This window comes from Belliella alkalica, assembly GCF_022549785.1.
In the GTDB taxonomy this organism is placed as follows: Bacteria; Bacteroidota; Bacteroidia; order Cytophagales; family Cyclobacteriaceae; genus Belliella; species Belliella alkalica.
Window position 1 is genome coordinate 30,775 of record NZ_JAKZGO010000020.1, and the last position, 14,060, is coordinate 44,834.

13 protein-coding genes are annotated in these 14,060 nt (G+C 35.9%); all 13 read right to left on the reverse strand.

The genetic code is table 11. From position 1 onward, the window contains the following. Positions 1–178 precede the first annotated feature (178 nt). The 13 genes from hemL to MM213_RS17730 all read right to left on the reverse strand — a co-directional run bounded on the left by hemL (position 179) and on the right by MM213_RS17730 (position 13,987). Complete coding sequence (hemL, locus tag MM213_RS17670; RefSeq protein WP_241414224.1) at positions 179–1,474, reverse strand: glutamate-1-semialdehyde 2,1-aminomutase; 1,296 nt, start codon at positions 1,472–1,474, stop codon at positions 179–181. Between the two features lie 11 nt (positions 1,475–1,485). Beyond that, the gene (locus MM213_RS17675) at positions 1,486–3,159 is read right to left on the reverse strand and encodes an ABC transporter substrate-binding protein (protein WP_241414225.1); all 1,674 of its coding nucleotides are present in this window, start codon (positions 3,157–3,159) and stop codon (positions 1,486–1,488) included. 342 nt (positions 3,160–3,501) lie between these two features. After that, the gene (gene guaA / locus MM213_RS17680; RefSeq protein ID WP_241414226.1) at positions 3,502–5,031 is read right to left on the reverse strand and encodes a glutamine-hydrolyzing GMP synthase; all 1,530 of its coding nucleotides are present in this window, start codon (positions 5,029–5,031) and stop codon (positions 3,502–3,504) included. A gap of 131 nt (positions 5,032–5,162) precedes the next feature. Then, entirely contained in the window at positions 5,163–6,170 is a 1,008-nt protein-coding gene (locus MM213_RS17685; protein WP_241414227.1) for a ligase-associated DNA damage response exonuclease, read from the reverse strand. Between the two features lie 19 nt (positions 6,171–6,189). After that, positions 6,190–7,323, reverse strand: a complete 1,134-nt coding sequence (locus MM213_RS17690) for a hypothetical protein (protein ID WP_241414228.1) — start codon at positions 7,321–7,323, stop codon at positions 6,190–6,192. Between the two features lie 198 nt (positions 7,324–7,521). Next, positions 7,522–8,622: a DUF4221 family protein gene (locus MM213_RS17695; protein ID WP_241414229.1), complete on the reverse strand. Its 1,101-nt coding sequence runs from the start codon at positions 8,620–8,622 to the stop codon at positions 7,522–7,524. A 650-nt stretch (positions 8,623–9,272) separates the two neighbouring features. Beyond that, on the reverse strand, positions 9,273–10,421 hold the full coding sequence (locus MM213_RS17700) for a DUF4221 family protein (protein WP_241414230.1): 1,149 nt from the start codon (positions 10,419–10,421) through the stop codon (positions 9,273–9,275). Positions 10,422–10,679: 258 nt separating this feature from the next. Beyond that, positions 10,680–11,312 carry a flavin reductase family protein gene (locus MM213_RS17705; RefSeq protein WP_241414231.1) on the reverse strand — a complete coding sequence of 211 codons (633 nt, stop codon included), beginning with the start codon at positions 11,310–11,312 and terminating at the stop codon, positions 10,680–10,682. Continuing rightward, positions 11,309–11,752, reverse strand: a complete 444-nt coding sequence (locus MM213_RS17710) for a hypothetical protein (protein WP_241414232.1) — start codon at positions 11,750–11,752, stop codon at positions 11,309–11,311. The genes MM213_RS17705 and MM213_RS17710 overlap by 4 nt, the downstream gene beginning before the upstream one ends. Positions 11,753–11,776: 24 nt before the next feature. Beyond that, entirely contained in the window at positions 11,777–12,040 is a 264-nt protein-coding gene (locus tag MM213_RS17715; protein WP_241414233.1) for a hypothetical protein, read from the reverse strand. An 80-nt stretch (positions 12,041–12,120) separates the two neighbouring features. Continuing rightward, positions 12,121–12,807, reverse strand: coding sequence for an SDR family NAD(P)-dependent oxidoreductase (locus MM213_RS17720; RefSeq protein WP_241414234.1), 687 nt, complete (start codon positions 12,805–12,807; stop codon positions 12,121–12,123). Between the two features lie 114 nt (positions 12,808–12,921). After that, positions 12,922–13,617, reverse strand: a complete 696-nt coding sequence (folE, locus tag MM213_RS17725) for a GTP cyclohydrolase I FolE (RefSeq protein WP_241414235.1) — start codon at positions 13,615–13,617, stop codon at positions 12,922–12,924. Then, positions 13,577–13,987, reverse strand: coding sequence for a 6-pyruvoyl trahydropterin synthase family protein (locus MM213_RS17730; protein WP_241414236.1), 411 nt, complete (start codon positions 13,985–13,987; stop codon positions 13,577–13,579). The genes folE and MM213_RS17730 overlap by 41 nt, the downstream gene beginning before the upstream one ends. Positions 13,988–14,060: the final 73 nt, after the last annotated feature.

The following is a 14,060-nucleotide window of genomic DNA, read 5'->3' on the forward strand; positions in this document are numbered from 1 at the left end:
TAAGGGATGCCTATGTCTTTGCCAAGTCCTGAAATTACTTGATACTTTTTCTTTATAAATTAAAGAAGTTCAACCCTGTCAGATGCCAGGCAGGCCCGTTGGGGGTTGATTTCACGTTGCAAATGGCCTCTAACTTGTCTCTTACTTCTTGTCTCTCGCTTCTCGTCTCTTAGTAGTCTTACTTACCCATTATCTCTTTCAAAGATTCCTCATTGGCTGCTACAATCTGAGAAATCAAATCATCTGTCAAAACAGTTGACAAAAACAAGCTCTCAAATTGGGAAGGTGCCAAGTAGATTCCTTTGTGAAGCATTGATTGGAAGTACTTTCCAAAAAGCGCTGTGTCAGAATGCTTTGCTGATTCAAAATCAAAGATTTCTTTATCAGTGAAGAAAAGACTAAACATACTCCCTATATGGTTGATCGTATAGTTCAACCCAAGTTTATCCAAAGACTTTCTATATCCTGACACAATCTTGTCTCCTATTGAATTCAAAGTTGTATATACTTCTGGAGTAGAATTTAGATGATGAAGCATTGCCAAGCCAGCTGCCATTGCAATTGGGTTGCCTGACAAAGTACCTGCTTGATACACAGGTCCTGCTGGTGATACAAACTCCATGATTTCTTTCTTGCCTCCATACGCACCTACAGGCATGCCTCCACCGATGATTTTACCCAATGTTGTCATATCTGGAGTTACTCCAAAGACTTCTTGAGCACCGCCTTTTGCCAACCTAAAACCTGTCATTACTTCATCAAAAATCAATACAATCCCTTCACGATCACAGATTTTCCTCAAGCCTTCCAAGTATCCAGACTTCGGCAAAACCAGACCCATATTTCCAGGAACTGGCTCAAGTATTAGCGCCGCAACTTCATTTTTATTGGCTTGCACCAATTTTTCTATTGCTTCAAGATCATTGTATGGAGCAAGCAAAGTGTCTTTTGCTGTACCTTTGGTCACCCCAGGAGAATCAGGAGCTCCCATCGTGATAGCACCAGATCCTGCTGCTATCAAAAAGGAATCACCATGTCCATGGTAGTGTCCTTCCATTTTGATGAACTTATCTTTTCCGGTAAATCCTCTAGCTACCCTGATTGCTGACATGGTGGCTTCTGTTCCAGAATTTACCATTCTGACTTTTTCAATAGAAGGAACCATTCCTGTAATCAATTCTGCGATCTCAACCTCCCTAGCTGTAGGGGCACCGAATGAAGTGCCATTTTCCATGGCTTTGATGATGGCTTCTTTGATCATTGGATGATTGTGACCAAGTATCATAGGCCCCCAGCTATTGATCAGCTCAATGTAGCTGTTGCCATCCACATCCGTAATATGTGCACCTGAAGCTTTTTCGATAAAAATCGGATCTCCTCCAACTGCCCTAAAAGCTCTAACAGGAGAGTTTACGCCACCAGGAATATAATTTTGTGCCTTTTCAAACAAGGCTTTGCTTTTACTAATTTGCATTGAAATTTATTTTATTTTCCCTCTAATACTCCATTTTCCAATTTTAGAATTGGCACATAGGTATTGTTTCTACTATTTCTAAAATCCAGCCCGTAAGAGATCTTCCCTTCTACTCTTCCCGAATCATCAAGATTCTTTCTAAAATCAAAGCCTTTAGAATGGTTGATTGTCGTCGCAATCCAATTCATCAACTCATATCCTAAGTGAGCATTTAAGGAAGGGAATGCTTGATTGACCGAAAAGAAATTATCTCTAAAATCATCCAATTTAGAACTACCAAAACGTATGGTATTGTTTGAAATAAAATGAAAATTTTGGTTTTGGAGCATCTCAAAATTCGCAAAATTGAAATACAACCAAGTGTCCATAACAATCACAGGTGTATTTCCAGAGATCGATTCCAAAAGTCCAAAAGTAGGAGAAGCAACATTCGGATCATCACTTAAAACAAAGATTATATCTGCTTGAGAACTCCTACTCCCACTTCTTAAATTGATACTTTCAAAAAATTTACGGACATTTCTATCTGTAACTTCTTGATTGGCTATTACTTGATAACCATATTTTGTAGCATCTTCTGCTATTTTTTTTGCTAACTGAGCATCACGAATTGAATTGGAATATGCTATAGCTATCCGTTTTCCATCAAGGTATTTCCTAGAATAGTCAAAAACACCTTCCGAAATTGAGCTGATAGATGGTCTAAACAAATATGCGTAATCGAACATTGCCAATTTATCATCTACATTCGAAAGTGGATTGATAAATGGAATTCGATTGTCTTCCGCAAAGCTAGCAACAGCATCTGTTTCCTCTGGATATAGTGGACCAATAATCAGGTCAGCATTTTCAAAAAATGGATCAGCAAAAATACTTTTAATTTTTGCTGGGTTGCGTTCAGTATCAAAAGTCCGGATGTTTAATTTAACACCTTTTCTCTGTGCTTCATTTACTGCAAAATTGATACCTTGATACAGCTCAAAAATAAAATTACCGATAGACAGACTTTGCACTCCCTTGCCTCCAGAGTAATTGAATGGCAAAATAATAGCAATATCTAAAACGTCATCTCGTTGTTTCTTGTTTTTTTTGGAGGATATAGCTTTGGTATCGCTCAACCTTATATCCTTAACCTGATTATAAACGGTCCTGTCGTTCGTAGACATTACAGATTGCTTTTCAAGTTGATTTTTTAAAGCAAACAGATAGCCATTATTACTTTCGAATCTCCTCAAATTAGCAACGAGATAGCTAACTGAAACATCCTTTAGATAATTAAAAGTAGCATTCTCTGCTTCAGATTTAATTGCAGGATCATTTATATTAAGGATTTCCGAAAGTGCTTCTGAATTATTCCCTTCCTCAAAATGGATGATCGCCATCAAATAATGAACATCATCGATACTGCTCCATGACTTTTGCGCCAATAGCGGATTTAAAGTAGTCTTGGCAAGAGTATATTGTTTATTGGAATATGCTGCTTGGGAAAAGTGGTAGGTAGCATATTTAGACAATTCTCCATATTTTTTTTCATCAAGATATGGACGTAACAAATCCATTGCATCTTTATAGTTTCCATAACCAATTAAAGTCTTAGCTCTATTGTAGTTTGCAAGTGGATCTTGCGCTTGAGATTCAATAAAAAATAATGACACAAACAGAATCAAAAGGAAAGTGCTTTTCATAGTTCGATTTTTCAGTTAAAAAGGGCAAATTTCATTCCCATTTTTAGGGAACACGAATTTAATCCATTTTCAGGTCATAGAAAAGAAAAAAGCCAATGGAGATCCATTGACTTTCTATTCATACAGTTATTATAAGCTCGTAAGATCAGCATTAAATTCTTATGATCAGTTCATAAAAAATAGGAAAACCCTTTCAAATTTAAAGCACACTTTGCTCTTGTAAAGTTAGGTTTTAATAAGACCAATAAGGTTTACATATTTTACCCAATTAAACTCTCTAGGACTACCTGATCAAGCAGTTAATCTTTCAACTTTAAACCCTTACAACACTTTTTTTGATCTCTATTCCCACTCTATCGTTGCAGGTGGCTTAGATGAAATATCGTAAACTACTCTATTCACACCTTTTACTCTATTGATGATTTCATTGGACATTTTCCCCAAGAATTCATAAGGCAAATGAATCCAATCTGCAGTCATACCATCTACTGAACCTACGGCTCTGAGCGCTACCACTTTTTCATAGGTTCTTTCATCTCCCATTACTCCGACAGATTGGATTGGTAGAAGGATTGCTCCTGCTTGCCATACCTGATCGTAGAGTCCATGGTCTTTTAGGCCTTGGATAAAGATATAATCTACTTCTTGTAGTGTCTTTACTTTTTCGGCTGTAATATCTCCCAAAATCCTGATCGCAAGTCCAGGCCCAGGGAAAGGATGCCTTCCTACGATCGTTTCTGGAATTTCCAAAGCTCTCCCCACTTCTCTCACTTCATCTTTGAAAAGTGTATTCAAAGGCTCCACTACAGATAATTTCATAAAATCAGGAAGTCCACCCACGTTGTGGTGAGACTTGATGGTCGCGGAAGGACCTTTGACAGAAATGGATTCGATCACATCAGGGTAAATTGTCCCTTGACCTAACCACTTGACTCCATCAATCTTGTTTGCCTCAAGATCAAATACTTCGATAAAAGCATTTCCTATCGCCTTTCTCTTGAGTTCTGGATCAGACACACCTGCTAGAGCATCATAAAAACGCTGCTTTGCATCTACTCCGATCACGTTTAGCCCCATGTCTTTGTAAGAATGAAGTACTTCCTCGAATTCGTTCTTTCTCAAAAGTCCATTATCGACAAACACACAATAGAGATTAGCTCCAATAGCTCTGTGAATCAACGTTGCCGCTACAGAAGAATCCACCCCTCCCGAAAGCCCCATGACTACCTTATCATCTCCTAACTTATTTCTAAGCTCTTCTACTGTTGCGTCTATAAAAACATCCGATGTCCAATCTTGGGAGCATCCACAAATCTGGACCACAAAATTTCTCAGGAGATTTTTTCCTTCTGATGAATGGGTCACCTCTGGGTGGAACTGAATTCCGTAAGTTTCCTCATTTTGGATCTTGAATGCTGCTACTCTTACCGAAGAGGTACTTGCTATCACATCAAAACCTTCTGGCAATTCCTTGATCGTGTCACCATGAGACATCCATACAGTGGACCCATGACTCATTTCTTTGAGCAAATCATAGTGGGTATCCAAATGACTCAAATTTGCACGTCCATATTCTCTAATCTCAGAAGGTAGTACTTCGCCTCCATACTTGTGGGCGAGAAGTTGTGAACCATAGCAAACCCCCAAAAGTGGAAGCTTACCTCTAAGACTATCCAAGTCAAGGTCTGGGGAGCCTTCGTCTCTAACTGAGCAAGGACTTCCTGACAAAATAACACCTTTGATGTCACTTGTTATCTCTGGAATCTTGTTGTAAGGGTGAATTTCACAATATACATTGAGTTCTCTAACTCTTCGGGCGATGAGCTGTGTGTACTGAGAACCAAAATCTAGGATCAAAATCTGTTCTGCCATGCGCAAAGGTAATCAGCACCTGACAATTGATGAAATTAAACGCGAAAATTTTCGGAAGAATATTTGGCTTTGTATTTCGAGTACTTAAAATCACAACTGGAAAAATTGACTAAAAACACCAAACACCATAATTAATCTTCACTAGCATCCATCCTATCTCCTTCAAATAATGTCTCAAGTTCTACTGAATGAATCCCCAGCTCCTCTTGTAAATATTTTCCAAAAACAGCTGTACTCCCGTGAGTTAAAAAAACTTTCTCTGCCTCAGTAGCTTGAATGGCAGAAACCAACCCTTCCCAATCAGCATGATCCGACAATACAAACCCTGCGTCTGCTGCACGCCTTCTTCTTGCCCCACGAATATTCATCCACCCCGAACAAATTCCTGTTCGGTAAGGTGTGAACTTTTTCATCCAAGGCGTACCCATCGCAGAAGGAGGTGCAATAATCAACGAACCTTTAAATCTATTTTTGAGAGTATCTTGGGTGACTTTTTCGATATCTACTACTTTGACCCCATTGGCAATCAATGCTTGATTAGTATTCCATACAGCTCCATGTGCAAAAACTTCCCCTATAGACAGGTCAAGATTATTGATTATTCGTTGCGCTTTTCCTAGTGAGTAGGCAAACAAAACAGTATTTCGGCCCTGATCAGCATTTGATTTCCACCAAGTATTTATTTTTTGAAAAATAAGGTCTTGTGACTCCCATTTATAAATCGGCAAACCAAAAGTGCATTCTGACACAAATTCATGGCATTTTACAGGTTCAAAAGCAGTAGACAATCCATCGTCCTCCACTTTGTAATCTCCACTTACTACGACTATTTTTCCTTTGTAAGCCAATTTTATCTGGGATGAACCTGGAATATGACCAGCAGGATGCAGTGAAATATCTACTCCATTGATCGAAATGGGATCATTGTAGCCAACTGTATGAATGTTAATATCATGACCCAACCTTAGCTTCATCACTTCTTCGGAGTGGTGGTGCGCAAGGTAATGCTTCATCCCCCATCGCGAATGATCGGCATGTGCATGTGTAATTACCGCCTTGTCAACAGGCTTCCAAGGATCAATAAAAATATCAGCTTGAGGACAATAAAGCCCAGAAGGAGTCAATTCCAATAAAGACATACGGTTTTAACTCCTAAAATCAATCAATGTTTAATTCATAGAAATAAAAGACTTCATAATCTTTTTCAATTTCATCTTCCTCTTCACCCTCTTTAAGTTTACTGTACATTAAGTTCCGGCAACTGCTCAATTTGACGTCTTTGGCACCTTCCCACAATTTTCTATCACCCTCAAAAACTTGGTAATAGGTATTTTCATATTTCTTGGCGAGTGCTTGAAATTCTGGCTGACCTACTACATTCCTTGGCAGTGCATCAACTTCTTCTTGGGGCGCAGCACCTTTGTACCAAGTGATCAGATAGCCATTTGAAAAATTGAAGCCTTCATAGACTGAGGATGCCAGTCTATTGAAGAAGCTACCAAAGTTTTCATTTGGATCACTAGGTGTATTTTGCTTGTAGTTTTCTCCCGGTTGCAATGGTACATGTCTTTTCAGTTCCATGGAAGGGAAATCATACACATAAATCTCTGGTGAAGAAGAAAAATTAATGTATAGTTCGTCCTTATGATAAACGGCCAGTGGGCTGTCAAAATTATAGCTTCCGGGATTAAGTACCATTTGACTTTCTTTCGGAAATTCAGTTCTTGATATGATTGAAAAATCCTCCACTTTGTAACTCGTCAATAAGGGATAGCCAATTCCAAAACTCTCCCAGAAAGCATCTCTATTTTCTTCAGTCTTGAAGGCCGAAGAAAACATCAAGTCTCCTATCGGCAGATTGACCGTAGAACCCATGATGCGGTTGGTAATGGGACTATAGGGAGTCTTTCTTTTTTCTTTCAGGTTGAATTCTCCATCATAGATGAACTGCTGTCCGAATGTTTCTATCAAAATATCACCAGAATCAAGATACTGCGCAGTAAGGAAGTAATCTGATTGGTAATTGTCTTTCCCATCACCTGTTCGGTTGACTTGCTGAAGGATATCTCCTTTTTTGTTCACCCTCAGAAACTCATTGGTCAATATATCATAGAGGAGAAACTCCGAATGATCTTCCTTGAGATCAATCATGTAGAGTTTGCCGAGGTGATCAATCACCAAACTATCTGCAACAACTAGGTCAACCTCTTCAAGTACAACCCGTTCCTTATTTGCAGGGCTACAATATTGGAAAATGATCAACAAGGAGAGAAAAAGGAGTGATTGCTTCATTGCTTTAAGTTTAAAACTTCCTTAAATCAAACTAAAAACACTGGAAAATCAAAGGTATATAGGTAAAATTAGTTTAAAAGTAAAAATCTATGGACTCATAGAAAGTAAAACCCAATTGTAAAAGAACAAATCCACAAAAAAAAAGAAATAAAAACACGCCTTTTTCTTTAAGTATTAACTATTCACCTAATAAATTGATCATTTTTTCACTAAAGCATATCTATTGATTCTCAACGCATTTTCATCAGTTATATCTTTCTGAACGATGTGTAAATCACTATCATAAATATCAATTGAGACTCCACTATTCTCAGGAGTATCTAGTTCAAGACATTCACCTATCATTGATATTGCAGTTAAATTAAGACCACCTTTTAGTTGACCATTTAAATAATTAAAATGACCTCTATATATTCTTTCATTTCTAAAGTCATAGGTTATTTTAGAAAAAGAAGTGCCTCCATTTTTGAAATAAAAAGGTGAGGTCTTGGTATAGTTGCTATATGGGAATGGCGGGATTTTTAAAAAACCATCTGGTATACAGGTTATTTCTAAAATATTTTTGGTTTTGAGGTCATACACATACACTTCTGGAAACGAAGCCCACATATAGACTACTTTGCCATTCGCTATACTTAATGTTGGAGTTAGAGCAAAATAATGTCCTTGGCCGTCTTTTACCAAACCATCAGGAGTAGGTATTCTTATTAACTCACCTGATTCTGAGATAGGATCAAACCGTACTAATTCAAAAAATTTTGGTAGGGACTGAAATTGATCTTCATGGTCGTTACGTCTTGAATAATTAAAATATATTTCACCTGTTGTCTTATCCCATGCTCCACGAATTGAGTTAATTTTCTTTTCGGGATCTAAATTCAATTTCTCTATGATAGAAATGAAAGTGATTTTCTTTAACATATTCCCATTTCGATCTAAAAAATAAAAGGCATCGTTTCCAATTACATAAAATTGGTTATTGTGTAAGAATGCCGTGTTGATGTTGGAGAAAATTCCGTTTGGCCCCTCTCTTTCGATTTTAACCTTTTTAACAATTTCCTTTTCCGGAAGATTATAAAGTTGCAGTTCATCGGTTGTGTGATCATATACTACTAAATCTCCTACCAAATTAAAGTCATAAAAAACTGGTAGCGCCTGATAAATTTCTCCATTGAAAGGGATTTCTAGCTTCTCCTCAAGTATCAATTTAAGCGATGATAACCTTGGATTATTACACGCAAAAATAGAACCCAATAAAAGTAAAAGAGATATCTGTTTATTTATTTGAAAATTTTTCATTCAAGATTGCTTTATGATAACACTGAATGTGGAATATTGAAATGTAATATTCACAGCACATATTAATTTTGGACATATTTATAAAAGAAAAAAATAATTAATCTTCAATTGAAAAAATAAATATAGTGTGATTTTTAATCACACTATATTTATTTCATTCTTACGCTTCCCCACATGAAGAACTAGATCCATTGGTTGGAACTGTATAAGAGTAAGATTCATTAGTATCACAATCAATAATTTCTATGACATCTCCTTTACAACAATTTTCATTTGCACTATTGATAATATCTACCGTATCTCCGACACTACACGATATCACAAAATTCCCATCGCAACTAGCGATACCATTAGATATATTGAAAAACATGCCCAATGCAACTAACATTAAAATCGAACAATTTTTTCTCATAACTTTTTTTATATTTTAGTTAAAATTTTAATGACTTTAAAAGTAACTTACTATTAAAGCTATTTACAAGAAAGAAAGAAAGAAAGAAGCAAATTTTTAGTTTGAAATTTTTTGAAAAATTTTATTATATAAAAATTACAAACACAATACATTTCGATATAAAAACTTACCAAAATCATATTTTTAGCACTCCAAATAAAGCTGATGGACTTTATTGCAAATAAGTCTAAGCTTAACTTCAATACTTAATCCTATCAAAGTACAGGGTATCTTCATTGCCTACATCAAGGTTGAATTTTCGGAGGTCTTTGTTGAAGTAGAAGGTTCTGTCTTTGTAAAAAGTATAAAGAATTCCACTCCCATCATGTTGGTACGTCCCCAGTTGATTAAAGTTTTCATCTAATATCATCAATTCTTTCTTTGGCTTTAATTTCCTCTCCAAAAAATCTTCCTTACTGATCCCTGATTTTGCTTCTCTGATATACCTATTGTTGACTTCATCATAATATAAAGCTCCATATGAATCACTGATCCACTGAAAATAAGAATCTAATTGACTAATTGGAATTTCTTTAAAGTCCTCATTAAACTCTTGATACTCATCGACCAATTTGCTTTTAGCTAATATTTTATCATAAGAACCAGATGCATCTATCAAATAGAGAGAATCTGAGAGCGGGAAACTAACAATGAATTTATCTAAATTACTGTTGTAAACGATATCAAACGCATTGAAGCTTTGTGAATATCTCTTATCTAAATAGATTTTTGGAGTTGGGAAAGCTACATTTGACACAACACCTGACTCTAAGTCAATCTTTTTCAAACTAAGCTGCTTCTTGATTTCAACTTCCTTACCGACGGGGTACTTTGGTAGAGACTGAATATAGACAGACCCTTTACGATAGGCCAATGGAGAAACTAGCGCAGTGGCTCCAAAGCTAATACTGTCATTCATTAACTTGATCTTCTTATAAATTTCACCTTGAAGATTTGCCAAATAAAAAGACGCATAATCTTGACTAAATAAGATAACAGTATCCTTATTGACAAAATGAATTCCTGAACCAAACTCCATCCCATTGACCGCATTTGGTCCAGTTACCGGAAATTTTATGGTTTGTTCGATGTTTTGTGATTCGATATCATAAATTTTAAATCCATTGATTAATGAAGAGAATATTAAAAGCTTCTCCTTTTGATCTAAAGTGATCTTTTTATTCAATCTACTCACTAAAGAAGTCTCTTCATCCAATATTATTTGTGCTGAAGCCTCTGCATCATAATTTAAAAGTTTATTAGCACTTTCTGATTCTAATGATTTAGATTTTTGTTCACAATTTGAAAGCAAAACAATTAAAACAATGCATTTGATCTGATTTCTCATATCCTATTGGAGATTAAAATTGGAATTTCATTAAATAAAACGAATTTTGACTAAAAACTTAATGTCAGTAAAGAAAAAAAAAAAAAAAAAAACTCGAAAACAAATTCTTGGTTAAAAATAATTATAAAACGGTAGATACTGAATGAAGAAGAATCAAATTTGATTTAAGAACCATTTTCAAAACCCTTCAGATGAAGAAAGGTCTTGAAACGGGGTTAAATATTCTGAAAACTATAAATAGTCAGATTTAAAAACCCTTCAAATCAAAACCTCCAAATCCTTCCCAGGCTTTGGATAGCTCAATTTAGCTAATCTCTTTCCAACATAATATTCATCCAAACCAGAAACGGTAACAGTTCCTAAGGCTTCTAAATCCAAGGACCCATCCGTTCTAAGTCCTTTTGAATCTACACAGACTTCCTCAATGGATGCTATAACTAGCACAGTTCCATTTACCTGCAAGGTTTGCGTCTCCACCAACTTACAGGCCAACTGTACTGGACTGTTCTCCACAAAAGGTGCAAAAAAATCATTTTTATAGACTTCGTTTAATCCTGTCGCTACAAACTCAGACTCTTTGTAGCTCGCTGCTGTCTGATGTGCCTGTTTGTAAAAAGATTCATGCACATGATTGAGGGTGAAATACTCGGTTGCGAGAATATTTTCTAGGGTATGTCTTTCCACAGTATGTGGGCGAAACAATATCCCAACTAAAGGAGGACTCGCTCCAATATGGAAAACTTGGGAAAATGGAGATAGATTGGAAATCCCTGCTTTATTTTTTGTCCCTATTAGATTTAAACTTTTGTAACCTGACAAAGAATTTACAAAATCTCTTCTAAATCCGCTTTCTGAATTTAGTAGTTCTTCTTTGGTGAAATTTTTCATCATTCAGCAATGGCTTCTTCTATAGAATCACAATATTTTATATCCAACTTATCAATGACATTGGTGGGATTGTTTCTGAGAATCTGTTCTTTGGCAATCATCACCATTTTTTCAAACCACTTCTCAGGTGGCAAGATTTTTCTGTGCTGATCAACTCCATATTCGAGCATTTCATTTTTCCAGTGCAAAAAATACCATTCCATGCTTGGCTGATGGAAAGCTCTCAAAGATCTTTTATCGAATATAAATTTACTGTACCCACCTTCTTTGATTATCTCTGAGATTCTCAAGAAAATATTCTTGAAATTCTCTATTGGAACATAGTCTGAGAGAAGCTGACAGATCACTATCCCTTTTTCAGGACTAGCGAAAACTTTGGCATCTCTTTCTTCAAAAATCAAGTCAAAATTACTAAGTTCAGTGATATTGATAGTAGCGTTCATTTTATTAAAGGTTAATTTGGTGGGTTAGTGAAATGACCTTTTTTTCAATGTAGGTGCATTTGTCACCTCTACTTTGAAGGTGTCCAAGTTTTCTTCCAAACGTATAGCATATTCCAAAGTTGTCTTCATAAGCTCTTGTTGTGCGGAGATTTGTTCCTTCAACCTCTCCAATTCAACATTCATTTCAGACAACTTTTGCTCATATTCCTTTTGAAGCCTTTCCTTCTCGAGTCTGGCTTTTTTCAATTCTTCCTTGAAAATCAAAAATGATTCCGGTGGAGTCTTCATAATCGTTGTACTTATTACTCTGGGAACATACCCTATTTTACTACTTTATCTGTATATGTTTTGTTTAAAAAAAAACAAATTTATATACCTTTCACAGAAGAAATACCACCATCCAAGTGTAAAATCTGGCCTGTCATCCAAGATGCATCTTCCGAAAGCAAATATAATGTAGCCGAAGCAATATCACTAGGCTTACCATATCTTCCTAATGGATGCCTTTTATTTGAGGCTTCTTTCTTATCATCATTACCTAAAAGCTGATTTGCCAAAGGCGTATCTGTAAGCGAAGGAGCTACAGCATTTACCCTGATTCGATTTGGAGCCCATTCTGCTGCTAGAGACTTGGTCAACCCCTCTACAGCGCCTTTGGCACTTGCAATGGAAGCATGAAACCCTAAACCAATCCGTACAGCCACGGTACTATATAAAACTACTGATGCAGAGTCTGATTTCTTTAATCCTTTCATACATGCTTGAAGAACTTTGATTGCTCCTAACACATTGATTTCGTAATCCTTTCTGAAATCATCCAAAGAGAATCTGTGAAATGGTTTTAGATTAATTGATCCCGGGCAATACACCAATCCATCTATTACATCTGGAAGATTTGAAATTTCAGTAAATTCTTCGGTGACATCAAGCTCATTTTCCCCTTCTGCACTTCTGGAATAGCTAAACACATTAGCTCCGATTTTCTCTAGTTTTTCTACTAAACTCTTCCCTATACCTGAATTCCCTCCAATGACTACAATATTCCTATTATCCATAATTTATCCTTTTATAATTAAGCTATTGTATCAAAAAATGTTTAATTTTTTGATACATAAAAAAAACCAAAACTTGTCGTTTTGGTTTTTCCTGCTGGTTTAGTTTGTAAATTTTTACAAAGAAATGTATTTCATAAATTCATTTCTTGAACTTTCTTCATTTTCGAATTTTCCGCTATAAAAAGAAGTCACTGTAGAACTATTTACATCCTTGATACCTCTTGATGAAACACACATGTGATGCGCATCGATAACTACTGCGACATCATCCGTTCCCAAGATTTCTTTCAATTCATTTCCGATCTGCATTGTAAGTCTTTCCTGAACCTGAGGTCTTTTGGCAAAATATTGTACAATTCTATTAATCTTGGACAACCCGATGACCGTGCCGTTTGAAATATAAGCTACGTGGGCTTTCCCGTATATTGGGACAAAGTGATGTTCACAGTTCGAAAAGAATGTTATATCCTTTTCGACAAGCATTTCATTATACTTATACTTGTTTTCAAAAAGCTTTGCATCAGGTTTATTTTTAGGGTCAAGACCACTAAAAATTTCCTGAATGTACATTTTGGCAACTCTACGAGGAGTACCTTTTAAGCTATCATCTGTAAGGTCTAGACCTAGCACATGCATAATTTCCCTGAAATGCTTTTCGATAAGCTCGATTTTCAGCTCATCATCCATTTCAAATGCGTCTTCTCTCAATGGTGTGTCAAATGAGGTGCCTACATGTTCATCACCAATTTCGTCAATATCCCGACTGATATTAATTCCCATCGTATTCAACAAAGTTTCTTTCTGTTTCATATAGTCGAATAATTAATTCGTGTTTTTTGTCAATTTTAGTTCTTAGAATATTCCAAATAACCACAGCAATGTTTTCCGCAGTTGGGTTAAGGTTTTGAAATTCATCTGTGTCTAAATTTAAGTTTTTATGATCAAATTTATTTAAAACGTGCTCCTTGATAAGGTCTGAGAGGATTTTCATATCATATACATAACCTGTCTCTGGATCTATGGGACCTATCAGTTTCACAATCAATTCATAATTGTGCCCATGATAGTTTTTATTGTTACACTTGCCAAAAATTTCTTGATTTTTTTCTTCAGACCAATTTGGATTGTGCAATCTATGTGCACAATTGAAGTGCTCTTTTCTATATACAGCTATTTTCATTATGTTCTAAACCTGATGATTTGATTTTTTGTTTAATTAAAACACATTTTCTTTAAACAAAAACACTAAAGAC